At 51.7% G+C, this 20691-nt stretch carries 27 protein-coding genes; 9 read left to right on the top strand and 18 right to left on the bottom strand.

Annotated features, from left to right (window positions below; all coding sequences use genetic code 11):
* Nucleotides 1-200 precede the first annotated feature (200 nt).
* The 3 genes from GS601_RS05715 (at nucleotide 201) to GS601_RS05705 (ending at nucleotide 1357) form a co-directional block, all read left to right on the top strand.
* Nucleotides 201-485, top strand: coding sequence for a hypothetical protein (locus GS601_RS05715; protein ID WP_162422312.1), 285 nt, complete (start codon nucleotides 201-203; stop codon nucleotides 483-485).
* Nucleotides 486-730: 245 nt separating this feature from the next.
* Nucleotides 731-949: a hypothetical protein gene (locus tag GS601_RS05710; protein ID WP_238393103.1), complete on the top strand. Its 219-nt coding sequence runs from the start codon at nucleotides 731-733 to the stop codon at nucleotides 947-949.
* Between the two features lie 90 nt (nucleotides 950-1039).
* Nucleotides 1040-1357 (top strand): hypothetical protein, encoded by a 318-nt coding sequence (locus tag GS601_RS05705; RefSeq protein ID WP_162422310.1) that lies wholly within the window; start codon nucleotides 1040-1042, stop codon nucleotides 1355-1357.
* A gap of 354 nt (nucleotides 1358-1711) precedes the next feature.
* Here the strand turns inward: GS601_RS05705 and GS601_RS05700 are convergent, their stop codons facing one another.
* The 13 genes from GS601_RS05700 to GS601_RS05640 all read right to left on the bottom strand — a co-directional run bounded on the left by GS601_RS05700 (nucleotide 1712) and on the right by GS601_RS05640 (nucleotide 10257).
* Nucleotides 1712-1945, bottom strand: a complete 234-nt coding sequence (locus tag GS601_RS05700) for a hypothetical protein (protein ID WP_162422309.1) — start codon at nucleotides 1943-1945, stop codon at nucleotides 1712-1714.
* 4 nt (nucleotides 1946-1949) lie between these two features.
* On the bottom strand, nucleotides 1950-2249 hold the full coding sequence (locus GS601_RS05695) for a hypothetical protein (RefSeq protein WP_162422308.1): 300 nt from the start codon (nucleotides 2247-2249) through the stop codon (nucleotides 1950-1952).
* The gene (locus tag GS601_RS05690; protein WP_162422307.1) at nucleotides 2233-2382 is read right to left on the bottom strand and encodes a hypothetical protein; all 150 of its coding nucleotides are present in this window, start codon (nucleotides 2380-2382) and stop codon (nucleotides 2233-2235) included. Before GS601_RS05690 ends, GS601_RS05695 begins: the two co-directional genes overlap by 17 nt.
* A complete protein-coding gene (locus GS601_RS05685; RefSeq protein ID WP_162422306.1) occupies nucleotides 2379-2663 on the bottom strand; it encodes a hypothetical protein in 285 nt (94 codons plus the stop codon). The genes GS601_RS05690 and GS601_RS05685 overlap by 4 nt, the downstream gene beginning before the upstream one ends.
* 4 nt (nucleotides 2664-2667) lie before the next feature.
* Nucleotides 2668-3369, bottom strand: coding sequence for a hypothetical protein (locus GS601_RS05680; protein WP_162422305.1), 702 nt, complete (start codon nucleotides 3367-3369; stop codon nucleotides 2668-2670).
* Nucleotides 3369-3680, bottom strand: a complete 312-nt coding sequence (locus GS601_RS05675; RefSeq protein ID WP_162422304.1) for a hypothetical protein — start codon at nucleotides 3678-3680, stop codon at nucleotides 3369-3371. The genes GS601_RS05680 and GS601_RS05675 overlap by 1 nt, the downstream gene beginning before the upstream one ends.
* A gap of 4 nt (nucleotides 3681-3684) precedes the next feature.
* Entirely contained in the window at nucleotides 3685-4002 is a 318-nt protein-coding gene (locus GS601_RS05670; RefSeq protein WP_162422303.1) for a hypothetical protein, read from the bottom strand.
* Nucleotides 4003-4020: 18 nt separating this feature from the next.
* On the bottom strand, nucleotides 4021-4497 hold the full coding sequence (locus GS601_RS05665) for a hypothetical protein (RefSeq protein ID WP_162422302.1): 477 nt from the start codon (nucleotides 4495-4497) through the stop codon (nucleotides 4021-4023).
* On the bottom strand, nucleotides 4494-4697 hold the full coding sequence (locus tag GS601_RS05660) for a hypothetical protein (protein WP_162422301.1): 204 nt from the start codon (nucleotides 4695-4697) through the stop codon (nucleotides 4494-4496). The genes GS601_RS05665 and GS601_RS05660 overlap by 4 nt, the downstream gene beginning before the upstream one ends.
* A gap of 47 nt (nucleotides 4698-4744) precedes the next feature.
* Complete coding sequence (locus GS601_RS05655; protein ID WP_162422300.1) at nucleotides 4745-5287, bottom strand: hypothetical protein; 543 nt, start codon at nucleotides 5285-5287, stop codon at nucleotides 4745-4747.
* A gap of 178 nt (nucleotides 5288-5465) precedes the next feature.
* Nucleotides 5466-7031: a hypothetical protein gene (locus GS601_RS05650; RefSeq protein ID WP_162422299.1), complete on the bottom strand. Its 1566-nt coding sequence runs from the start codon at nucleotides 7029-7031 to the stop codon at nucleotides 5466-5468.
* Nucleotides 7015-9951: a hypothetical protein gene (locus tag GS601_RS05645; RefSeq protein ID WP_162422298.1), complete on the bottom strand. Its 2937-nt coding sequence runs from the start codon at nucleotides 9949-9951 to the stop codon at nucleotides 7015-7017. Before GS601_RS05645 ends, GS601_RS05650 begins: the two co-directional genes overlap by 17 nt.
* A complete protein-coding gene (locus GS601_RS05640) occupies nucleotides 9952-10257 on the bottom strand; it encodes a glucose-6-phosphate dehydrogenase (protein WP_162422297.1) in 306 nt (101 codons plus the stop codon).
* A gap of 114 nt (nucleotides 10258-10371) precedes the next feature.
* On the opposite strand from GS601_RS05640, the gene GS601_RS05635 reads away from it, so the two are divergent.
* The gene (locus GS601_RS05635; protein WP_162422296.1) at nucleotides 10372-10686 is read left to right on the top strand and encodes a hypothetical protein; all 315 of its coding nucleotides are present in this window, start codon (nucleotides 10372-10374) and stop codon (nucleotides 10684-10686) included.
* A gap of 93 nt (nucleotides 10687-10779) precedes the next feature.
* On the opposite strand, the gene GS601_RS05630 is transcribed toward GS601_RS05635, so the two are convergent.
* From GS601_RS05630 to GS601_RS05615, 4 genes are all read right to left on the bottom strand, one after another.
* Entirely contained in the window at nucleotides 10780-11067 is a 288-nt protein-coding gene (locus tag GS601_RS05630) for a site-specific integrase (RefSeq protein WP_162422295.1), read from the bottom strand.
* A 48-nt stretch (nucleotides 11068-11115) separates the two neighbouring features.
* Nucleotides 11116-12315, bottom strand: a complete 1200-nt coding sequence (locus GS601_RS05625) for a TRC40/GET3/ArsA family transport-energizing ATPase (RefSeq protein WP_162422294.1) — start codon at nucleotides 12313-12315, stop codon at nucleotides 11116-11118.
* A 255-nt stretch (nucleotides 12316-12570) separates the two neighbouring features.
* Nucleotides 12571-13662: a redox-regulated ATPase YchF gene (gene ychF / locus GS601_RS05620; RefSeq protein ID WP_162422293.1), complete on the bottom strand. Its 1092-nt coding sequence runs from the start codon at nucleotides 13660-13662 to the stop codon at nucleotides 12571-12573.
* 24 nt (nucleotides 13663-13686) lie between these two features.
* Nucleotides 13687-13911, bottom strand: a complete 225-nt coding sequence (locus GS601_RS05615; protein WP_162422292.1) for a hypothetical protein — start codon at nucleotides 13909-13911, stop codon at nucleotides 13687-13689.
* A 124-nt stretch (nucleotides 13912-14035) separates the two neighbouring features.
* Here GS601_RS05615 and GS601_RS05610 point away from each other — a divergent pair, with 124 nt between their 5' ends.
* The 3 genes from GS601_RS05610 to GS601_RS05600 all read left to right on the top strand — a co-directional run bounded on the left by GS601_RS05610 (nucleotide 14036) and on the right by GS601_RS05600 (nucleotide 17411).
* Complete coding sequence (locus tag GS601_RS05610; protein WP_162422291.1) at nucleotides 14036-15487, top strand: aminotransferase class I/II-fold pyridoxal phosphate-dependent enzyme; 1452 nt, start codon at nucleotides 14036-14038, stop codon at nucleotides 15485-15487.
* A gap of 125 nt (nucleotides 15488-15612) precedes the next feature.
* The gene (gene cbiT / locus GS601_RS05605) at nucleotides 15613-16215 is read left to right on the top strand and encodes a precorrin-6Y C5,15-methyltransferase subunit CbiT (RefSeq protein WP_162422290.1); all 603 of its coding nucleotides are present in this window, start codon (nucleotides 15613-15615) and stop codon (nucleotides 16213-16215) included.
* A gap of 323 nt (nucleotides 16216-16538) precedes the next feature.
* Nucleotides 16539-17411 carry a phosphatidate cytidylyltransferase gene (locus GS601_RS05600; protein WP_162422289.1) on the top strand — a complete coding sequence of 291 codons (873 nt, stop codon included), beginning with the start codon at nucleotides 16539-16541 and terminating at the stop codon, nucleotides 17409-17411.
* Between the two features lie 58 nt (nucleotides 17412-17469).
* On the opposite strand, the gene GS601_RS05595 is transcribed toward GS601_RS05600, so the two are convergent.
* On the bottom strand, nucleotides 17470-18291 hold the full coding sequence (locus GS601_RS05595) for an LmeA family phospholipid-binding protein (RefSeq protein WP_162422288.1): 822 nt from the start codon (nucleotides 18289-18291) through the stop codon (nucleotides 17470-17472).
* Between the two features lie 397 nt (nucleotides 18292-18688).
* On the opposite strand from GS601_RS05595, the gene GS601_RS05590 reads away from it, so the two are divergent.
* On the top strand, nucleotides 18689-19957 hold the full coding sequence (locus tag GS601_RS05590; protein WP_162422287.1) for a DUF4912 domain-containing protein: 1269 nt from the start codon (nucleotides 18689-18691) through the stop codon (nucleotides 19955-19957).
* 167 nt (nucleotides 19958-20124) lie between these two features.
* Nucleotides 20125-20691, top strand: coding sequence for a hypothetical protein (locus GS601_RS05585; RefSeq protein ID WP_162422286.1), 567 nt, complete (start codon nucleotides 20125-20127; stop codon nucleotides 20689-20691).

The following is a 20691-nucleotide window of genomic DNA, read 5'->3' as shown; positions in this document are numbered from 1 at the left end:
ACTCGAATTTTGTAATTAGGAGAGTAAGCACAATGATCTAGCATTCAGAGCCAAGCGGAAGCGCGAACTTCCCTTGGCGGCGCTCCGTAGGCTGTTTATCCCGCTACAGAGACTTCAATTAAACATCAAATTCTGAAACCAGGGCGTGAAATTGGAACCTCCCACCCTGGTTCACCCCAAACAATCGAGGTAATTCAATTATGCCAAAGTCATGGCGTGGCTACGATGGTGAAGATGATATGACCGATGAAGATGTAATGCAGCGAGGAGGAGAGCAGGCAAGAGCAATGCTGCAAGGCGGCGATGCTTTTACGAGTAGTCTTGATGATGACGGAAAGCCCACCGGAGGTTGTTACAATATGGACTATCCGCAATCTTGGCACGATGAATGCAATCAACGCCTAGAACAGGATGAATACTATGAAGCTCAGACCGAAAAAGATCTTCAAGAGTTGTATGTTAATTGGGATGAGGAAGAGTCATGAAAACAGAGATTGAGCAAATGCTTAACGCCATGAAACTTAAGAGTCCTGCTGCTGTGAAGGCTCGGTTAGAGCATTTAAGCCATAAACAGTCTGCCAAGCCCAAGTCGGCATAATTCTGAGGTGCGATCGCGGCGTTTCCACTCACCGCGATCTGCTGATCAACCAACAGCTTGGGAATGATACGTTTAAGCCCCTCACAGCAATATTGTCGTGAGGGGCTTAAACGTATCAAAGGTAGGCTAATAATGGTTGAACAAATCCGAATTGATCACTCTGTAATTCCATTCATGATGCCCAAATTCCATCTCGGTCAGAAAGTTCAGGCAGATGGGGATATTGGTCACATCATTGGGCTAAAGCGAGACAAGTACGCCTGGAGCTACTGCGTTGTCGAAGGAGCGCAACCTACCGATGACAGTGGTGAAGAATGGCATGAGGAACATAAACTGTCTGCAGTGGAGTAGCGATTAGCTAACAGTTTGAGAGCGCAAAAAAGCCCTTCCAGTTCCAATCTGGGAGGGCTTAAAATATGAATACTTATTAGCACTTCAATTATGACTGACCAATCCTCAAACAACCTGCCCGATCGGGTGGAACGTCTCGAAGTTGACATGACCGATGTCAAAATCTCACTCAACCGATTGATCGACGCCTTTTATCAAAACAATGCCATCACCACCAATGCCGTTGAACGACTTGCAGAAGCACAATTGCAATACATGGAGCGCAATGAAGTGCGAATGGCGCGGATAGATGACCGGTTTGACCAGGTTCTAAATCGCATTGATGAAATGCAATCAGAAGTGAGAGGACTGCAAACCGAGAATCGTCGCATCTGGCAAGTGATCAGCGATCGCCTTGGGTTAGAGTAATGACCTTCTGCCACAAACCCAACTAACCCTTATGACACAACTAGTTGTCACGAACCAAGTCTGGACGGACAAGCCCAACGAATTTGGAATCCATCATCATTATCAAGTCGTTAAGGTTAACGAGTCGTTCGTTTGGTACGAAAATCTTGACTCCTCAAAGAAGCGGTTAATTCGCTCATCGATCGGGCATTTCATCAAAAGTCGCGAGCTTGTACCCTCCTGACCTTCTGCCCCACACCGCAGAAGACCCTAGGAAAACCCCCACTCTCTCGTTCCTGGAAGGTGTGTCATCCCACGAGAAACTGAGGGTTTCAGACTATAACCGAACGGTAATATAGTCCAAATCTAGTCCACCTAGAGTGTGGAGCTAATATTCACCAAATTTAAGCCGTCAGAGGAAATAACATCCTTCGGGGAATTTTCGGCTCTCCCCCGACCGCCATCCCCCACGATTGCAATGTTGCGCTGAATTTCCAGGGTTAGTTGTTGGAGTGCGATCGCCGTTGAATGCTTATCCATCAGTCCCTCTTGCAGCAACCACAGCCGCACTATGCCCACCGCGATTCGGATTTCATCATCCATGCTCATCGTCTTAGTCCCTCGGATCAAAGTTGGTTGACTTTTGCAGGAATCGTTCCATCTGTTGCACCCGCTTCTCTAACGCCTGCACTTCTCCGCGCGATCGCTGGGCAAAATGCTCGAATCGTTCCTTCAACCCATTAAAGTGCAGGGTCAGCTTATCTTGTAAACTTTCCAGCAAAATATCTTTCTTCTCCAGGTTGTGCTGTATGCGGCTCACGGACGCCGCAGACTTCCAGACGCTCATGGTGATCATCGAACAGAAGGAGAGAAAGCTGATGGCAAAGATGACTGCTTCAGTTCTGATTTGCATCGATTTGCGGCTCCAATTCGCTTAAGAAGGCTCGCAGGGTGTCTGCGATCGCTTCCCGCGTGTTGAGTTGCCCAATGGCAATTTGAAAGGCGATGAAGGCGATTCTCTGTTTGAGTTGACGAGTGATTTTCATGGGTTACTAGCTTGATTGAGTGATTCGATTTGAAGCTCTAGCGCCTCAATGCGTTTGAGCGCATCGATGTGCAGTTGATCCAAGATTTCGGAGAGCGGAAATCCTGCCTGCTCCCCAACTGAGATTGCTTGTGGCGGCATCAGTTGAGATGCGATCGCATTGCCGTCGTCGTCTAAAACCTTCCCTAGAAATTGAATATGTGCCCCCTTGAAATTGCCAGCATCGTCCCATCGCGCCAACAGTTCGTAAGGGACAAGTTGTGTCGTTCTGGTTTGCTGCATAACGTTAAGAGATAACTTCTCGGTCGTGAACCCGTCGCCAGGTCGTGCCATCACTAAAGGCGATGGTGCCCCCTCCAATTTCATTGGAGACGTAAATCATTGCCCCGGCATTGGCGCTGGCGGTTGGCACGGTTGCAACAGTGTACGAACCAGGTCTGATCATCGTTCCCGATATCGTGCCGCCTGCATTGAGTGCGCCGCCCACACCCATGCCGCCGTTGACAGTCAGCGCCCCGTTATTTGGAGCGGTAGATGCGGTTGTATTGAGAACGCCAAATTTCACGCTGTCAAGCGTCAGCAGCGACATGGAAGGGTTGAACCAAAACGACCAATTTTTGGTGTAATTGTCGCCTGATCCATAGATGACGGGCTGATTTGCCGTAACCCCTGGAAGGTCAATCCGTAGTCCCCGACCGTTGACATGGCTATTAATCAGGGATAGCCCCGCTTCAAACTGGCGATTGGCAACGATCGTCAGCGACCCGACCCCGCCATTGCTGGTGAGAGGACGAAACGCCGTTCCATCAAAGGTGAGGGGAGCGAGTGTCAGCCCCCCAGTGCTACCCCGAACAAAGAGGAAACTTTGCCCTGAGGAATAGGGAGCCGCCGTCGTTGCGAGCGTGGTGAACGTTGCTGGCGCTGGCGCGATCGCACCGATCGCACCCGGCTTTGACCAATCGACAATGGGCGGGTTATGCAGTGCCATTACAGAAATTCAGAGATTAACGCATTGCCATTAACCGCCGCCCACACCCCCGCAATTGAGCCGGTATAGCCAAACGGCACCTCATAGTAACCGTTTGGCTCTAGGGGGAACGTGAAGTCAGTTGTAGTCGCTGTTGCACCCAATTTCACATACAGGCGAGCGGTGCTGTTGTTAAACAGTGTTGCCCCAAGACGGTCAAGATTGACCGCTAGTAGCGCGGTGGAAGTCGTTGCTGCGTTGATCGCGTAGTGTGAAGCTGTGTTCGCTTTCGGCTGTTCCAGCGCCACGGGGGGCGGGTTGTAAAGTCCCATGCTTTTATACCTCTACAAAATCTCGAATCAACGCCTTGCCGTTTGACGATCGCCAGCGCCCCCACATTCCCGTTACAGGCGAAAACGGCGTTTCAAAGTAGCCACCAGGTGGAACCTCTACTGCAAAATCTTCAGGGGACAATTGCTCAGCAAAATCAAGATAGAGAATTGAGCTACTGCGATTAAAAATCGTAGCGCCAACCCGATTTTCGTTTGCTGACAGCAATGCGACCGGTAAAGTAGATGCGGACTTGCTAACCCTAGTGACAGAGGTTTTGCGGTTTTGGGAGGTAGAAGATCCCTCAAGATCAAACAGTGGCATGGTGCTTAAAGGAGAACATTAGTTAGGCGAGATTTGACCCTCAATTCGATCCAGTTGTGTTTGCAACTGCCCAATGAGGAGTTCGGTGCTGTCGTCTTCGGGGCCTGAATACTGGTAAATCGTGACTGACATTTGTTGCATCCAGGAGGGAGTCGAGAATCGAAGTTTGTAATTCGGGGCGATGTCAGGCAACAGTATGAGACGCTGTTTGTTCAACGGGATGCGCCACGAGCCTAAATCCGCGTCCATTGTGTTGTTGTTCCCACCCCACGCGATTAGGGGTGTGATCCACCCGCCGGTATTCCAGGTCGAGCGAATCCCCTTATTGCTCGCTGTTCCCACGATTAAAATTCGATGCTCAATCTGCAAGGGAATGAGCCGTGCAGGGATGGGTCTAAATCCTCTCCCTGCAAACGTCTCTTCTGCGTTCAAGGTCTCACTGTAGAGCAACGTCCAATTCTGGACATTGCCCAATTGCAGAATGGGATGACTCACTTCTCGATTTTTAGCCCCTTTTGAATCGCAAACTGAAGATTCTCTTCTGCATCATCCATTAGCTGTTCTGGCTCATAGCCCTGCTGAGCCATGAAGTCAAAATAGGTTTCTGGATCAATCGTGCCCTGAAGAAAGCCGTCGGTCATTTGCACCCGCAGGACGTGCAAGTCCCACTGGGTGTCAATGTCTGCGTCAGTCATCCCCGGCAGAACAATGAGAGGTGTGTCAAGCAGCTTTAGAGCGTCCATTAGACGGGCACACGCTCTGGTGAGAACGAGACACGCTTGATGTCGGCTGATCCAAACACACTCAAAACTGCCACTCTTACCGCTCTTGCCCCGTCTGCCTCTTCCTCGGTCTCGTTAAGTGCCCCAAATGGCAGTGAGAACGAGTCTCCTTCGTACTTCAGGTAAAAAAGCTTGGTTACCTTGGACTGGACGTAGCTTGCCGTGCCTGACCCTCTAAAGGCAGAAACACGGGCAGGCTTAAACTTTTTGTTGATGTTGAGATCTGCCGTAGGGGCAGGCGTAATTAAACGAGTCGTCCCAACAGCCGATCCAATGCCTGTAATGGAGTCTTGAGATGCCCGAACCTGATAAACCTCGCCAGCCGAAAGCGTCATACCAAACGGAGTTACTGCCCGAATCAGCAACACGCGCCGCGTCCCGCGCACGCCGCCCTGTAGTCGTTTCGTTGGGCGAGTCTCCGAATCACGCAAGTACTGGACGTAGTTGTCTAGCCCCTTGTTATATTCAGCCCCACGTTTAATTTGTGAAAAGCGACGTGCCATAGAAAGAGATCCAAATTGTTGAAAGGTTGGTATGGCTGCACTCTATTCCCTAGACATCTTCAAAAGTTCAGTGGATCTATCGAATATTTTGGATGTTTCTGTGAGAGCAAAGTGTATGCAAAAAACACAGGAACCCGTAGGGTTTCGTCAAAATTCTTATGTCCGTGAATACACGATTTCAGAGCAGCGGTTGCATCCCTGCCGGGGGATTTTCTCCCCACATTTCGATCCGCCGCACCGTTTCATCAAGGGTGGTGTTGTCGAGCGTGGTTCGTCCCTGCCCATCGATTGTGTTCCGTCGGGCCAGCAGTGTGAAGTAGACGGGATACATTTTGGTGGGAGTTTTTTTCAGCTTTTGGGGTCTATCCTCTTCCTCGGTGATCGACAGCGATAGCACCTCTGAGGTGGATAGTCTCAGCAATGCCCTGAGTTTTAGTTTGGCGTCCTCTGGCGTTGCTCCATACACTGCCATCTGACGCCGATTGTCGAGGTGAGCAGTCGCTCGATACTTGCCCCACATGTAAGCTTCAGACACCTCTTTGATATCCCGCCAAGTCAACCCTAATTTCACGTCAGGGATGGTGTAGGACGCTTCCCGGCAGCGATCGCCGTTGGTGTGCCGCCACGGTGGACGAGGACGGTCTCGGAAGACGACCACGAGTTGCCGAAGCTGCGGCAGCGCTCGCCCTAAGTTGCTCGCTGGCTGACCAACGATCGCCCCTACATCGCGGTTGTGAATCAGTCGGTGAGAGTTCAAAGTCTCCTGCACCGAGGTTTGCAGGAGCTTCTGAGGAACCGAGGTGAACGTCAGCACCTCATCAGCCTCTTTGTCGGGCTTGAGGTACGCCGTCCTGGGAGTGCCATTCTCGTTCTGTTTTCCGGCTCTGTACTGCTGCAAGGCTGTGTCGAGTTCGTGGGCGATTACGAATCCAGCTTCCGTAAAGCTGTCCCACGATTCATCTAGCAGTTCTTCTACAAACGCTTGCAGGGCATCGTTCTGGATGGATTCGACCAATTCATCCATCTGAGAGTTGAACGACATGTTGGGGCCGCCTTTATTGCCCCATGTGTTTTGAATAAAGTCTGCCTGCTCTGCTCCGTAAATCGCCTCTAGCAGGGGGCGGGGGGCACGTTTGAGGAGGTTTCGATAGTTCATATATCCCACGAGCAATCCGCGATTGGCGAACTCCCCCGCCGTTTGAACGAGGGCATTGCGGAACGCGGGGAGAAACTCTTCTAGCGCTTCCACCCCGACCGCCGTAGATATCGTCTTCGCCAGCGTTGCTCCCCCTAGTACCGGGCAGAGATAGCCGACGCCAGCACCGATCGCAATTCCAGCGAGCCATCCCAGCCCCTTGCCCACAACGCCGCCCCAAATTGAAGCAATTCGAGTATTTTGCGACTCCATCAATTGTTTGTATGCATCGTCAGAGGCGTTCCAATCAAAGGACTTTAGCTGCTCGATCCGACCGATAACCCACTGAAACACCGCCGTAGCACTGAAGGTGATGCCTTTCACCAGACCGCCAATCCAACCTACTAGGGTGGCGGCAGCGTTCCAAATATTTTGGAGAATGCCGCCTTCCTCCTGTTCCCCTTTCAGCTTAAACAGGTTGGCAATTTTGCGCGGTTTCAACACCGAGCCACTATTCGATGAGAGCAGCGCTGATCCGGTAACCCCATTTGAGGCGTTGATCCGAATAGTCCGGCTAAGCAGTTGGGCGGTTTCAAGAACTAGAGCCATTGTCACCTTCAGGGCTAAAGGGAGTCTCTCGAATGCGTGGCTGAGGGTTATCCGTGCCGACGTTGTAGGGAGAGAGTGGATCGTTGAGATCTTGCTTAAAGCGTTCCCACGCCCCATCATCCGCATCCTTCGATCCGGTTGCTAAATCCTCAACTTCTTTCTTCAGGTTGTCTATCAGCTTGCTGTCTCGGAAGAACGCCGCCTTAATCACGCCTGATGCAAACATGAGTTTTTGCAGGTACTCAGCAACGGAGTTTTTATCGTCTTCTTCCCATCCCTGAATGTATCCTTTCGACTCTTTTAGCAGTTGGTCGAGTGTGTCTAACTTGGTTGGGTCGAATGAGTAGTCAACTTCACGACGTTTTGGATTGCCTTTATATCCCAAATACGATGCATTCGCTTTCGCATAGTCCTGAGTGATCAGAGTTGCATTCTTTGTTCCAATCACCTCAGCAACCAATCGCATGAGCATGTTAATCGCGACATCAGAATTGGTGCTGCTAGTGATTGCCAGTCCATAGAGTTCTGCAATCGCTTCGGAGAGGTTAGGCAATTCTATTTTCTTGGTCTGATTGCCTTCCTGGAGTGGATCGGCGTCTTCTATTTCAATCTCGATGGGAAACTGTCCCATCAGTGCGTCTAGTTGCTTAACGAGCCAACCTAGAAGGTCGGTCACGTTGTTGATCGATGTAGTCTGACCATCTGAGTAGGTCAGTAACGACTGGGGGACGGTGGCGGGAAATTGATGCAAGCCAGCATGGTAGAAGATGGGCGTTAGGCTGTTACGGACCAAATCAATCAAATTCCAAGATGTTGATGCGGTTGGCTCGCCATTGTCGTACAGCAGGTTACTCAGGCTGAGTAAGTCGGTCGCTAGGTCACGATTGTAGTGAGGCGTGTCTGGGTCAAGCCCTTCTGGTCGGGGCGAACCAAACCAGGTGTTCCCACCAAGAATGTTGTAGATGCGTTTTAGGGATTGATTGTTGTCAATGCGATCGCATTGCGCGGTCGCAAGATCAAAAAGCCGATCAAACAACGATTGATATAAGGCGGCTTCGGCTTGAGGCACTTGCAACACTTGCTCTTCAAAATCAATTTCCTCTACCACAGTGCCATCACTACCTACTTTTGTGCAGGACTTGAAGGTTTTTACCGCGATCGCCGTTGTGGGGGCTGGGCTGCCCTCATCAGGAAGAAGATCGGGTGGAATACAGTTTTGGGCCTCAATATTTGCCATGCGATCAAACATCAGCACGGTTTTAGCTGCCTCTGCGGTATAGGTTTTAATCGACATGGTGTCAAATACGGGAAATCCTAGAACGCATTCTTTAAAGACACGAACGCTAACGGTTGTTTGGGGTTCAGGTTGGAATCTGCAACTCATGGCGGGAGCACAAGGACAATCAGGTTCAGGAACGGGGGGAGGTGTAGGCTGAGGAAGATTAAGCGGCGGTGAGTTAGGGGATGGGTTAGGGGTTGGGATGGGGTTGGGGTTAGCGAGGGGAGGGGCTTGCGGTGAGGGTGCCCCCGGCGCTGAGGGGACTGCTGATGGAACCTGCCCCGGCCGCTCTGGTTGGGATGGAGTTTGCGGTTGCGGTTGGGATGGAGTTTGTGCCGGGCGCTCCGGTTGAGGATGAGTTTGCGGACCGGGTGATGGGACAGGGTTTGGATTTGGGGTAGGAGGGGAGGATGGAAATGGATTTGAAAATGGGTTTGGAACCTGCTGCGGGATGAGGTTTGGGTTTGAAAACGGATTTGAAAATGGGTTTGGAACCTGCTGCGGGATGGGGTTTGGGTTTGGAAATGGCGGCGGCTCCGGCGCTGGGGTGGGCAACGGAGTAGGACGCGGATCAGGTCTGGGTGTAGGCGGCGGGAAAATGAGTGGGGGAGTTTCGGGTTCTCGCTCTGGGTCTGCGGGTTTTGGCTCTGGTGGTTTTGGCTCTGGCGGTGGTTCCGGCGCTGGAGGGGGCTGCGGGGTGGGAGTGGGGAGGGGAACGGGTGGTTTTTTTGGGTTGTCTTCTGGGGGGGTTTCGGGTTCGGGGTTTGGTTGTTCCGGTTCTTCGGGTTGAGGTTGAGGTTCTTGATTGGGTTCCGGATACTCGCGATCGGGAACGCCTTTCGGCAATTGCTGAGGAATGACATCGGGAACGATGATCGGTTCAACCGGATCGGGAATGCCGGGAGGCAATTGCTGAGGAATGCGATCGGGAACGAGGACAGGCGGGGGGGTGAGTGTGGGCGCTGTCAGGTCGATCGGAGGGTCGCCCAACTTCTGAATTTTGGGGATGTAGTAATTCGTGACTTTGGCGTTCGGATCAGGGGGAACTGCCCCCGGCCATACACCAATGCTTTGATTGCCTGCATCTAGAAAAAGTTTGTCGTAATCAGATGCGGATTTGGCCTTGATGAAGTTCAACCCATAAATGGGCGCTTCCACAGCGAATACTTGAGAGTAGTTCGTTGGAAACATTCCCCCAAAGAAACCGGGTCGCGTCACCGTCCAGTTTACGGTGACGTGATAGATGACGGCGGGAACTCCGAACGGCTCTGCTGGGGTCGGTGGCGCGGGGCGCGGCTTGTTCGGATCGGGCGGTGGCGGAACTAGTGGCGGGGTGAACGGTTTGGGCACGTCTAAAACTGGCGGTCTAAAACTGCTTGGGGGGGTGGCGGGTTGAGGCGGTGTTATGGGCGCGGTCGGGGGTGGGAGTGGGGCACGTCCCCCGCCGGGCGTGGCGGCGGGAGGGGGGCGGAACGGCACGATGTTGTTTCCTGGAACCCCGCGCGGCAAGCCACTGGTAGGAAAGCCACGGGGCAACCCGCCAGGTAAGCCGCCAGGGCGCGCTGCTCCACCACCGAACGAGCCGCCGCCGCCGCCAGGTGCCCCAGAAAAATCAACTGGATTGATCGTTCCCCGTGCCATTTAGCTCTTGTATTCCGTGGGAATCGCCTGACTGCTGATGTCTTGAGCAAATGTCCAGATTTTGGCGTTGCCCCGTCGCCACGATGAGCCGATGGGAATAGAGGTGCGGCTAATCGCTCTCCATGTCACCGGGTCGGTGGCGGTGATTTTGAACAAGCCTGAGGCGCAAACTCGCTCAGCAACGCCTGACGCTTCGATCGCGGTCACGGATGGATGCAACTCATCCATCAAACTGTTTGCCCACACGATCAACTTTTCAACGGAATTGACGGAAGACGGAACATCGGAAGGGGCGAAAGCAACCATAGAATATGTGATTTAAATCAACATCGATATGATGCCTTACTTACACGGGAATGATGAAAAAAGCACCTCCTAGATAGGCTAGGAGGTGCTTACTAATCTTTTTACCATTGTGCCATGAGTAACAATAAAGAGTTTGATGTATGGGCATACTGTGCATCATTTGTGTTGGCAACCGAAGAGCTTGGAAAGCACACAAACAAAACGCCAACGGAATGGAGAGAGCAGTTTATTCGTCAGGCACTTCATCCATACATGCAAAGAGACGAAAAAGTGATGAAGCGTTATGTAGATGCCCTTGTCAGTCAGACTGAGGAGTGGGCTGTAGTGTTTGTTGATGAGCGAGAACGAGCATCGAAGCCGAAGCAAGTTGGATTTATTCGCTACCTGAATCAACACAGCGCGATCGCAGGTAGTACGCATGACTCATAAGCCCAAGGTCGGTATCGTTGATTCGAATTCCCCTGGGGGTATTGTGGTGAGAAAAAGCTAGGAACGAGAGTAGCTCCCGTTCCTAGCTTTTCTCTATAGAGGTGGCACGCGATCGCGCCGGTTGATCGCCGCATCATAGACAGCCTGAACCACATCCAAGTTCAGCCATCGGTGATAGATGCTCTCATGCACCCCGTAGCTGTGCCCCATCATCTTTGCCACGAGCTTGTAATCCATGCCGTAGGTCAACGTGGCACGAATGGCGTAAGCATGGCGCAAATCGTAGAGGTGGAAGGGCAGACCGAATCCCCGAAAGTAGCGTGTGGCTGAATGCCCCACATCGATGTTGGGGCGATTGAGCTTGATTGGTGGAAGCTGCACGTCCTGAAGCCGGAACTGTGCCCTTGATTTTTATTCAACCAATAAACATCAAGCTGAAGTGAAAAATGAGGGATCAGAGAAGCGAATTTTGAGGTAATCATCTTCCATCGTGGCTCCCGATGGTTGCAGCGCTGCCAATGCTTGCGGCAACACCAAGTTACGACGATGGTTGCCAATTCGGATGTTTAACTCATCACCTGTTTTGCTCAGTTCAACCTGGTTTTTAGCAATCCCTGGTAGGTAAAGTTCCAGGCTGTACTGATTTTGCTTCTGCACGACTCGCAGCGTTGTTTCTTTGTAGTAGATTTGTGTCGGATCTTCGTTGTTAGGATAGAGCGTTTCTTTCAAGCGATCGAGAGACTCTAAGCCACACATTTCTTGGGAATAAAGCGGCACTTCTTTGACTGGCAACGGCAGAAAATTATCGTGAATTTCTTGGCGATAGCCCTGCTGCTGTGCCTTCCACCCCTGGAAAAACGGGTCAGAAACCGACTCAGGAATAATCCGATTGGCAACAACCAAATCAGTTGCCACGTTGTAAAGGCTCAGATAAGCATGGGCACGCAGCGATTCTTTGATCACCATTTTTTCGGGGTTCATCACCAGTCGCACGGTGGTTTTAGTGGGATCAGTGAGAACCTTTTCTAGCGCTTCGATTTGTTCGTAAAACTCGTAGGGCGCATCCATCACCTCTTTGTCGGGTAATGAGAACCCTGCGATCGGGCGAAAAATTGGCTCAACCAACGGGCGCAACGCCACCGAAATTCCCTGGAACGGCTTGTAGAACTTCCGCATATACCAACCGCCCACTTCCGGCAAGCTAAGGAGCCGCAGCGCCGTTCCGGTAGGGGCAGAATCGATGATCAGCACATCAAACTCGCCTTCGTCGTAGTGGCGCTTCATTCGCACCAGCCCAAAAATCTCATCCATGCCCGGAAGGATGGCGAGTTCTTCTGCCTGTACACCTTCAAGCCCGCGAGCCTGCAAAACTTGGGTAATGTATCGCTTTACGGCTCCCCAATTGCCTTCAAGCTCCATCAGGGCATCGAGTTCGGCTCCCCAAAGATTGGGACGCACTTCTTTGGGTTCGTGTCCTAGTTCGAGATCAAAGCTATCGGCTAGAGAGTGAGCCGGATCAGTACTCAGAACAAGGGTTCGATATCCTAATTCAGCGCAGCGAAGACCCGTTGCGGCAGCTACCGAGGTTTTACCGACGCCGCCTTTGCCCGTCATGAGGATTACACGCATGGTGATCGAGTCCTGTCTGAGAAATGTTTACATTCGTTAACTCTATTGTCACATATGAACCAGGATGAGGGATGAAGGTAGACATTAAAAGGCCTCGATCGCTGCGATCGAGGCTCTATGAAATCCAAACTGTTGGATTAGGCGTAGAAATTAAACCCTAGGCTTCCGCGAAACCTTCTATCTGTAATTATACAGTCTCTTCCGTAGTTTTGCTGAAAGCCATGCCAATCTTTACACTGGTACAGCTTCAGTATTTTACACATTGAAACGGAACAGCAACACATCGCCTTCTTGAACAACGTATTCTTTACCTTCACTGCGAACCAAGCCTTTTTCTTTGGCTCCAGCCATTGAGCCTGTGGTGACCAAATCAGTGTAGGCGACGGTTTCGGCTCGAATAAAGCCCCGCTCAAAATCGGTATGAATTACGCCTGCGGCTTGGGGAGCCACCATGCCAGCGTGAATTGTCCAAGCGCGGGTTTCTTTTGGACCGGTGGTGAAGTAGGTTCGCAGTCCCAATAACTCGTAGGTGGCGCGAATGAGCGATTTTAAGCCGCCTTCCTCGACCCCTAGCGATTCTAGAAAATCGGTGCGATCGCTCTCCGGCAATTCCACCAGTTCTGATTCTACCTGCGCCGACACCACCACAACTTGAGCCTTTTCCTCGGCGGCAAGCGTTCTCACTTGCTCAACCCAGGCATTTCCGGCGGCGAGGTCATCTTCTGACACGTTGGTGGCATAGATGATGGGCTTGCGGGTCAACAGTCCCAGTGGCTTGATCAGTGCTTCTTCTTCGTCAGTTAGGCTGACTTGGCGGGCGGGTTTACCTTCGTTGAGCACCGGAATCAGCTTTTCGAGGGCGGCGGTTTCGATCTGAGCTTCCTTACTGGTGCGGGCTTGCTTCCGGGCACGTTCCACTCGCCGTTCTACTTGATCTAAATCTGCCAATCCCAGTTCTATATTGATCACCTCAATATCTCGCACCGGATCGACCGAGCCGGAAACGTGAATCACATCGTCATCTTCAAAGCAGCGCACCACATGCACGATCGCATCGACTTCTCGGATATTGGCAAGAAATTGGTTGCCCAAGCCTTCGCCCTGGCTCGCGCCTTTGACTAGCCCGGCGATGTCTACAAACTCGACCCGCGCTGCCAAAATTTCGGCTGAGCCAGAAATCTCAGCGAGGACTTTAAGCCGATCGTCTGGCACAGCCACCATGCCAACGTTTGGCTCAATGGTGCAGAAGGGATAGTTGGCGGCTTGGGCTTTGGCATTGGCAACCACCGCATTAAACAAAGTCGATTTTCCAACGTTGGGCAGTCCAACAATCCCGGCTCTTAGCATAGTAGGTAAGTTAACGACAAACGGTTAGACAGGTCCCGGTACGGTTTGGGGAATAGGAGCCGGAACAGGCTCTGGTACAGGAGACGGGACTGGCTCCGGAACTGGAGCCGGAATGGGTTCTGGTACGGGAGATGGAAACGGTTCCGGCGTAGGAGATGGAATCGGTTCTGGGTTGGGGAACGGTTCGGGAGTCGGGCGAGGAGCCGGATCAGGAATCGTTGGATCGGGAATCGTGGTTGGGTTGACCATAGAACATCCTAACGAATAATTTGACGTTCCTAACGTAGAAAGGAAGTTGGCGACAAATCATCTGTCTGGGGAGATGAGGGGGCAGGTTTTCCAGTAATATCCGTGAAGTTTGTCCTGTGTGACTATGCTCAATTCTCGACTGCCGTTAGTGGATGCTCTGAGTGCGTGTGTGATGCGATCGCATGCCCCCTTCTACACGCCCGGACACAAACGCGGCGTGGGCAGCCCGACTGCGCTTCAAGCGCTGATTGGATCGCAAGCGCTACGAGCCGATCTTCCCGAATTGCCGGAACTGGATAATCTATGTGCACCGCAGGGGGTGATTGAAGCCGCCCAAGCCCTAGCCGCGCAGACCTTTGGAGCAGAGCGCACCTGGTTTTTAGTGAACGGCTCAACCTGCGGCATTGTCGCCGCGATTTTGGCAACCTGTGAACCGGGAGACAAAATTATTCTGCCGCGCAATGTGCATCAATCTGCGATCGCGGCTCTGATCCTCTCTGGCGCCATCCCCGTTTTCATTCAACCCGAATACGATCTGCTCTTAGACCTCGCTCACAGCATTACGCCTGAAACGGTCGCTGCAACGCTAGACCAGCATCCTGATGTAAAAGCCGTGCTGATGGTGTATCCGACTTATTTTGGAGTGGGCGGGGATATTCGAGCGATCGCCGATCTCACCCATCGATACAACATTCCATTACTCGTCGATGAGGCTCACGGAGCGCACTTTGCCTTTCATCCTAATTTACCGATCTCTGCCCTAGACGCCGGAGCCGATCTAAGTGTGCAATCGACCCACAAAACGCTAGCGGCACTGACGCAGGCTTCGATGCTGCATGTTCAGGGCGATCGCATTGATCGCGATCGTGTGTCCCAATCGTTGCAGTTCGTTCAATCTACAAGTCCAAGTTATCTGTTGCTGGCGTCGTTGGATGCGGCGCGAGAGCAGATGGCAACGCAAGGACAGGAATTAATGGAGCGGACGTTACGCTTAGCAGATGAGGCGCGATCGCGGCTGCAAACGATTCCAAAATTAGCGACCTTAACTCCCAAACAGGCAACCACATCAGGCTTTTATACCCTCGATCGGACTCGATTAACGGTGACAGTTTCTCAGCTTAAAATCGATGGATTTGCGGCAGATAAACTTCTCCATCAGCAGTTGGGCGTAACGGCTGAGTTGCCCTCTTTGCGCCATGTCACGTTTATTTTCAGTTTGGGAAACACAGAGGCGGATGTTGAGCGGTTGGTAGAAGCGTGGGAGACGTTAGCCGCGAGTGGGGAAGCCGGTGAAGCGAATGAGTCTGTGAGCGGATGGGAGCCATTGGATGTGAAGCAGGCACGTTCTCCCCGTGAGGCGTTTTTTGCTCGAAGTGAGACGGTTGGAATGGCTCAGGCGTGCGATCGCGTCTCTGCCGAACTCGTTTGCCCTTACCCCCCCGGCATTCCCGTTCTGATGCCCGGAGAACGCATCACTCAAGACGCCCTCAACTACCTTCAACACGTCCTTAAACTCGGCGGATTCATCACAGGCTGCACCGATTCCACTCTAAAAACATGGCGCGTTATCCAATAAAGTTGTCCAATAAATCTGTCTCCATTTGGACTGTTGCGTTTTGCTATCGCCCAACTACGATAAAAGGACTTCAAACGAGACTCCTGACATCGTTTCCAAATTAATTAAGCTCTATTTAAAATCCTATGGCTTCTCCGCTTTGGTCTTACGTCACCCCCGGCATTCCCGACGAGTTGTTCGAGAACTTGCCCGGCATTCCTATGAGTCAGCGAGAAATTCGCCTATTGATGCTGTGCCAACTGCGGCTCAAATCTACATCCGTGTTGTGGGATATTGGCGCAGGAACCGGAACGATTCCCGTCGAGGCAGGTTTGCTATGTCCGGCAGGGCAAATGATTGCCGTAGAGCGTGATGAAGAGGTTGCCAGGCTGATTCGCCGCAACTGCGATCGCTTTGGAGTTCACAATGTCACCATCATCGAAGGCAACGCACCCGACTGTCTAAAATCTTTACCCATGCCCCCCGATCGCGTCTGCATCGAGGGCGGACGATCGATCAAAGATATCCTCACCGAAGTGTGGCACCATCTCAACCCCCATGGGCGCGTCGTTGCCACGGCTGCCAATTTAGAGAGCCTCTACAAAATTTCAGAAAGTTTTGCCGAACTCCATGCCCGCAATATCGAAGTGGTGCAGTCGGCTATCAACCGCCTCGAAACTCGCGGCACAAACCAAACCTTTGCTGCCGTCGATCCGATCTTTGTCCTCAGTGGGGAAAAGGTGGATTGAACACTAGGCATTGTGGCATCGGGAAACAAACACCGCACCGCTCAGACCCCTGACTTTTTGAAACTGGCTGTTTAAAACTAGGTGAAAGTCTGGCACATCCCACGCGATCGCAAACGACAGCCATTCCTAACGTTGCTCGGCGCTTCATCCCTAAAATAATTATTCACTCTTCGCTATTGCTCACAAATCATTGATAAAGTGTTCCAAAGTGACTCTTAATCTGCTTAACCTGCTATTAACGTTTAGAGTCCTGAAGGAGTAATGCCACCGTTGATAAAGTTGAGACAGTTAGACCAAGTTCCCTTCACGCACGGTTAGTTTATATGCCTTGGTCTCGAATCCTCAGTGGAATTGTCGCGATCGTGCTTGCTTTAGCCATGATCCTCATGGGCGGATGGTATTTCACGATTTGTTTTGGCATCATTATTTATCTTGGGCAACTAGAATATTTTCAGCTTGCCCGCGCTAAAGGCATCGCCCCCGCTGCCAAAACAACGCTGGTCGTCAGCCAGATTTTGCTGGTCGTCTCAAACTTAAATCCCTCGCTGGCAGATGCCATCTTCCCTGTTGCCGGAACGTTTATTTGTTTCTATCTGCTGTTTCAGCCCAAGTTTGCCACGATCGCAGACATTTCCACCTCGATCATGGGCTTGTTTTACTGCGGCTATCTGCCGAGCTATTGGGTCAGGCTGCGATCGCTCGGTCAAGCCGACTTGAGCAACATTCCACTCGATGGCTTCTGGATCACCGCTTGGCACGGGGTAGACGCCTTACCTCAAGGGCTGACCAACACGTTTCTAGCCTTTCTCTGCATTTGGGCAGCAGACATCGGTGCATACTTTATCGGCAAATGGATCGGGCGCACTCGCCTTTCCGATATTAGCCCCAAAAAAACAGTCGAAGGTGCGGTGTTTGGCGTTTCTGCGAGTGTTGCCGTGGGCGTTGTCGGTTCGTGGTATCTCGATTGGTCGGGCTGGCCCATCACCGGCGTGTTGTTGGGCTTGCTCATCGGAGTTGCAAGTTTACTCGGCGACCTCACCGAATCGATGATGAAGCGCGACGCTGGCGTAAAAGACTCTGGGCAACTGATTCCCGGTCATGGTGGCATTCTCGATCGCGCGGATAGCTACGTGTTTACCGCGCCGTTGGTCTATTATTTTGTGACGTTGCTCTTGCCGCTATTGCCAAATCCGTGATGGGGCAGCAACTTTGCCTGCTTCGCTTCCAGCCTTCGCTTCAAGCATGGTGCTTTGCTTACGATCGCACCCACAATTTGGCTCGACAGGTCATCTGTCCTTGCTCCAGTTTCAAATCTTGAATTTCGGTATCCTTGCCCAGGTTAAATTCGTAGCCGTCAAGATCGGCGATCTCAAGTCCGCGTTTGGCATTGGCATGGGGCAGCCATTGCGGTTTCACCAGTTTAAGCACGTTTGGCGTGCCCATCTCAAACCCCGTCCGAATTGCGATTGGCGCAGGGCGCAACTCCGTAGGAATCGCATTGTCAGTGCCACGAACTGAAACTAATGACGCCGCCACCACGACGTAATTTTCTTCTAAGCGAATCTTCAGGTTTTGCAGATTGAGCGCTGTTTTCTCTGTTTCAGAACCGCTTGATCGAAGCAACGTTGCCAAAAATTCAGCCACTCCCGCCTTGAGCAATGGCGCATTGGCAGAAGCACTCAGGTCATCTTCTTGCAGCAAAAGCGTACCTTCGATCGGAATCGGTGCTAACAATCGCAGGGGCTTCCCTCGCAAAATTTGTCCTAAATTGACCCGAATCGTTTGCCCCATCAGATCAACACGAGTAAGATGCAGCCCTCGATACACCGCCTTTCGAGCAGATAGCCTGATCCGTTGAATTTGACCTGACAACAGTTCGCGATCGCCCGCTTCAATGTCAACCTGCAAGTCTTGAATGTCTTCGACTTGCGATCGCAACCACAGCCGCACCGCCGGAGCCAGCACCTTGCTAATGATTCGACCTCCTTTAGATGCGGTTTCCGTCTGATCGGCTAAAAACTTCTCGGTTTCAGCGGCGTCTTGCTCAACATCAACAGGATCAGAATCAGACTTCATAAAATCATGACTTCAGAGGCGACTTACAGCAGTCTACTAGAAAGCGGTGAAACAAGGGCGAGAAGCAAAACTGAGCACGCCCTACGGGTTTGTTAAATTTTTGGGGTTTATTAAAATTTTGGGATCGGCAAAATCTACTTATCCTGACATCATGATCCCCACCTGAATAGAATGTCATGAATCTGTGACATTATGATCCCAGTTTGCCTTGAAACTCCGTCAATTCCTCAAAATTGAACGGTCTGCCCCCTTGATCCCACCTGGGCTTTGCTGCACTATAGAACTCAGCTAGCGATCCCCATTGTTAAGAAAGGCGATATCAAGACCGCGCTGCTGCTCCCCAGCAGTCGATTTAGATGGAGCCAACGCTGTTAATAACTGTTATGGAGAATGCTATATGAGTACCGAAAGACCTCCCCTAACCGAGATGACGCTACGCCAACTGCGGCGCGTTGCTAGTGAGTATGGAGTCTCGCGCTATAGCCGGATGCGTAAAGACCAACTCTTAGCCTCGATCGAAGACATCCAGCGCACTCGTTTTTCATCTCCCATCCCCACCACCCGTAGTCTAGAGGCACAAGAAACTGTGGAAGCGGCAAAGTTCGATGTTGGACAAGATAATTCTCAGCTTGAGACCGAGCCAAGCGTGGTGTCTCTCGCAGGCGTAGATAGCGATCTGGCTGAGCTACCGTCTGGCTATGGAGAAAGCCGCATCGTGCTGATGCCCCGCGATCCCCAGTGGGCATATACCTATTGGGATATCCCCAACGAGCATAAAGAAGATTTTCGGCGGCAAGGGGGGCAAATGCTGGCGGTGCGCCTCTACGACGTGACCGATATTAACCTAGAGTTTCAGTCGCCTCACAATGTGCAGGAATATCCCTGTGACGAAATGGCGCGCGAATGGTATTTACCGATTCCTGTGAGCGATCGCAACTACATGATCGAGATCGGCTATCGATGCGCCGATGGGCGTTGGCTCGTTTTGGCTCGCTCTGCCGAAGTCCGTGTTCCACCTGTCTATCCGTCTGATTGGATCGAAGATCACTTCGTCACGTTGGATTGGGACGATGATCTGCGCGGCAACACTGTGATGGAATTGGTTCCGCCGAGCCAGCGCATGGCAGGCGCGATCGCAGGCGGCTTAGACACGATGGGCAACCCCATTTACGACGAAATCTTCGGCATGGTGCAAAGCGTCGAAGCTCAGCGCGTGGCAGGATCGCTCTACGGCTCGATGCAGCAAAGCGCCCAGCCTATGCATATGGAGAGCATCAGTTCCTATGTCTTCCCATCCGGTATGGGCATGTGGGCACTGCCGACCGTTTCTGGTCTCACGATGTCAGGAGCAGGCTTCTCGGCATCGGCTCCCCCGGTTCGTCCCCGCAAGTTTTGGCTCGTTGCCGATGCAGAACTGATTGTTTACGGTGCGACTGAGCCAGATGCAACCGTTACGATCGGTGGACGCCCCATCAAACTCAATACCGATGGCACTTTCCGCTTCCAAATGTCCTTCCAAGATGGACTCATCGACTTCCCGATCATGGCAGTGGCGGCAGATGGCGAACAAAACCGCGAGATTCACATGAAATTCGAGCGGGAAACCCCCAGCCGACGGACAAATACAAAAGAAGAAGCGGTTGAAGAATGGCTAGTTAATTCCTAATTGCCTCTTCTACGGAGAATCTTCTGCTTTTTCCCTTCCTAAGTGCCTCAATCTTCCGATTGGGGTTTTTTTGTTTTCAGAATGGCGATTACAGTGAAAAGAAGTAAGCAGACCGTTTGTTATTGAGACGGTTCTGACTAAGTTGTACGTGTTCTATTTCAAATCCCATGACCTTAGAAGAACTGACCGCTACCCTAAATCAATTGTTTGATTCGACGGTACAAACACTAGCACCGGGTTCTTTTCAAATTGAAACGCCCCAATATCGGCTTTTAGTATTGCTATCGGATGACGAATCTTGGTTAAGAGTGTTGTTACCGATCTCCCCTGCCCAAGACGCGCAACCCTTTTTAGAAGAATTGTTAGAAGCCAATTTTGACCTGACGCAAGAAACGCGCTATGCCGTTCATCAAAACGTGTTGTGGTCAGTGTTTCAGCATTCCATGGCAAGTTTGACTGCTGATGATCTTGGCACTGCGATCGAGCGAATGTTGATGATCAAAGAACAGGGATTAGATGACACGTTCAGTAACTTGGCAGAAAAACAAATTCGTCAGATTATTCAAGCGTCGAAACGCCAAGGGCAGTCTTTAGAGACAACCATGCAAACCCTCGATCGTTTCTACCAAGAAGGTTTGCTGGGAGATTTAGAAATGGGGAAGCGATCGCGCGAAGAAACGATATCTGCTTGGCAACGACAGCTTGAACGGCTATGGAGCGAGGTAGAGCCTTAG

Origin of the sequence: Myxacorys almedinensis A (genome assembly GCF_010091945.1) — a bacterium.
GTDB lineage: Bacteria > Cyanobacteriota > Cyanobacteriia > Leptolyngbyales > Leptolyngbyaceae > Myxacorys > Myxacorys almedinensis.
Note: the sequence above shows the minus strand (reverse complement) of the source record. Positions and strands in the feature narration are given on the sequence as shown.

What these genes read in the sequence shown, in the direction of transcription:
- GS601_RS05715 (WP_162422312.1), top strand. Translation starts at nt 201, where the DNA reads ATGCCAAAGTCATGGCGTGGCTACGATGGTGAAGATGATATGACCGAT.
- GS601_RS05710 (WP_238393103.1), top strand. Translation starts at nt 731, where the DNA reads ATGGTTGAACAAATCCGAATTGATCACTCTGTAATTCCATTCATGATG.
- GS601_RS05705 (WP_162422310.1), top strand. Translation starts at nt 1,040, where the DNA reads ATGACTGACCAATCCTCAAACAACCTGCCCGATCGGGTGGAACGTCTC.
- GS601_RS05700 (WP_162422309.1), bottom strand. Translation starts at nt 1,945, where the DNA reads ATGAGCATGGATGATGAAATCCGAATCGCGGTGGGCATAGTGCGGCTG.
- GS601_RS05695 (WP_162422308.1), bottom strand. Translation starts at nt 2,249, where the DNA reads ATGCAAATCAGAACTGAAGCAGTCATCTTTGCCATCAGCTTTCTCTCC.
- GS601_RS05690 (WP_162422307.1), bottom strand. Translation starts at nt 2,382, where the DNA reads ATGAAAATCACTCGTCAACTCAAACAGAGAATCGCCTTCATCGCCTTT.
- GS601_RS05685 (WP_162422306.1), bottom strand. Translation starts at nt 2,663, where the DNA reads ATGCAGCAAACCAGAACGACACAACTTGTCCCTTACGAACTGTTGGCG.
- GS601_RS05680 (WP_162422305.1), bottom strand. Translation starts at nt 3,369, where the DNA reads ATGGCACTGCATAACCCGCCCATTGTCGATTGGTCAAAGCCGGGTGCG.
- GS601_RS05675 (WP_162422304.1), bottom strand. Translation starts at nt 3,680, where the DNA reads ATGGGACTTTACAACCCGCCCCCCGTGGCGCTGGAACAGCCGAAAGCG.
- GS601_RS05670 (WP_162422303.1), bottom strand. Translation starts at nt 4,002, where the DNA reads ATGCCACTGTTTGATCTTGAGGGATCTTCTACCTCCCAAAACCGCAAA.
- GS601_RS05660 (WP_162422301.1), bottom strand. Translation starts at nt 4,697, where the DNA reads ATGACTGACGCAGACATTGACACCCAGTGGGACTTGCACGTCCTGCGG.
- GS601_RS05655 (WP_162422300.1), bottom strand. Translation starts at nt 5,287, where the DNA reads ATGGCACGTCGCTTTTCACAAATTAAACGTGGGGCTGAATATAACAAG.
- GS601_RS05650 (WP_162422299.1), bottom strand. Translation starts at nt 7,031, where the DNA reads ATGGCTCTAGTTCTTGAAACCGCCCAACTGCTTAGCCGGACTATTCGG.
- GS601_RS05645 (WP_162422298.1), bottom strand. Translation starts at nt 9,951, where the DNA reads ATGGCACGGGGAACGATCAATCCAGTTGATTTTTCTGGGGCACCTGGC.
- GS601_RS05640 (WP_162422297.1), bottom strand. Translation starts at nt 10,257, where the DNA reads ATGGTTGCTTTCGCCCCTTCCGATGTTCCGTCTTCCGTCAATTCCGTT.
- GS601_RS05635 (WP_162422296.1), top strand. Translation starts at nt 10,372, where the DNA reads ATGAGTAACAATAAAGAGTTTGATGTATGGGCATACTGTGCATCATTT.
- GS601_RS05625 (WP_162422294.1), bottom strand. Translation starts at nt 12,315, where the DNA reads ATGCGTGTAATCCTCATGACGGGCAAAGGCGGCGTCGGTAAAACCTCG.
- ychF (WP_162422293.1), bottom strand. Translation starts at nt 13,662, where the DNA reads ATGCTAAGAGCCGGGATTGTTGGACTGCCCAACGTTGGAAAATCGACT.
- GS601_RS05615 (WP_162422292.1), bottom strand. Translation starts at nt 13,911, where the DNA reads ATGGTCAACCCAACCACGATTCCCGATCCAACGATTCCTGATCCGGCT.
- GS601_RS05610 (WP_162422291.1), top strand. Translation starts at nt 14,036, where the DNA reads ATGCTCAATTCTCGACTGCCGTTAGTGGATGCTCTGAGTGCGTGTGTG.
- cbiT (WP_162422290.1), top strand. Translation starts at nt 15,613, where the DNA reads ATGGCTTCTCCGCTTTGGTCTTACGTCACCCCCGGCATTCCCGACGAG.
- GS601_RS05600 (WP_162422289.1), top strand. Translation starts at nt 16,539, where the DNA reads ATGCCTTGGTCTCGAATCCTCAGTGGAATTGTCGCGATCGTGCTTGCT.
- GS601_RS05595 (WP_162422288.1), bottom strand. Translation starts at nt 18,291, where the DNA reads ATGAAGTCTGATTCTGATCCTGTTGATGTTGAGCAAGACGCCGCTGAA.
- GS601_RS05590 (WP_162422287.1), top strand. Translation starts at nt 18,689, where the DNA reads ATGAGTACCGAAAGACCTCCCCTAACCGAGATGACGCTACGCCAACTG.
- GS601_RS05585 (WP_162422286.1), top strand. Translation starts at nt 20,125, where the DNA reads ATGACCTTAGAAGAACTGACCGCTACCCTAAATCAATTGTTTGATTCG.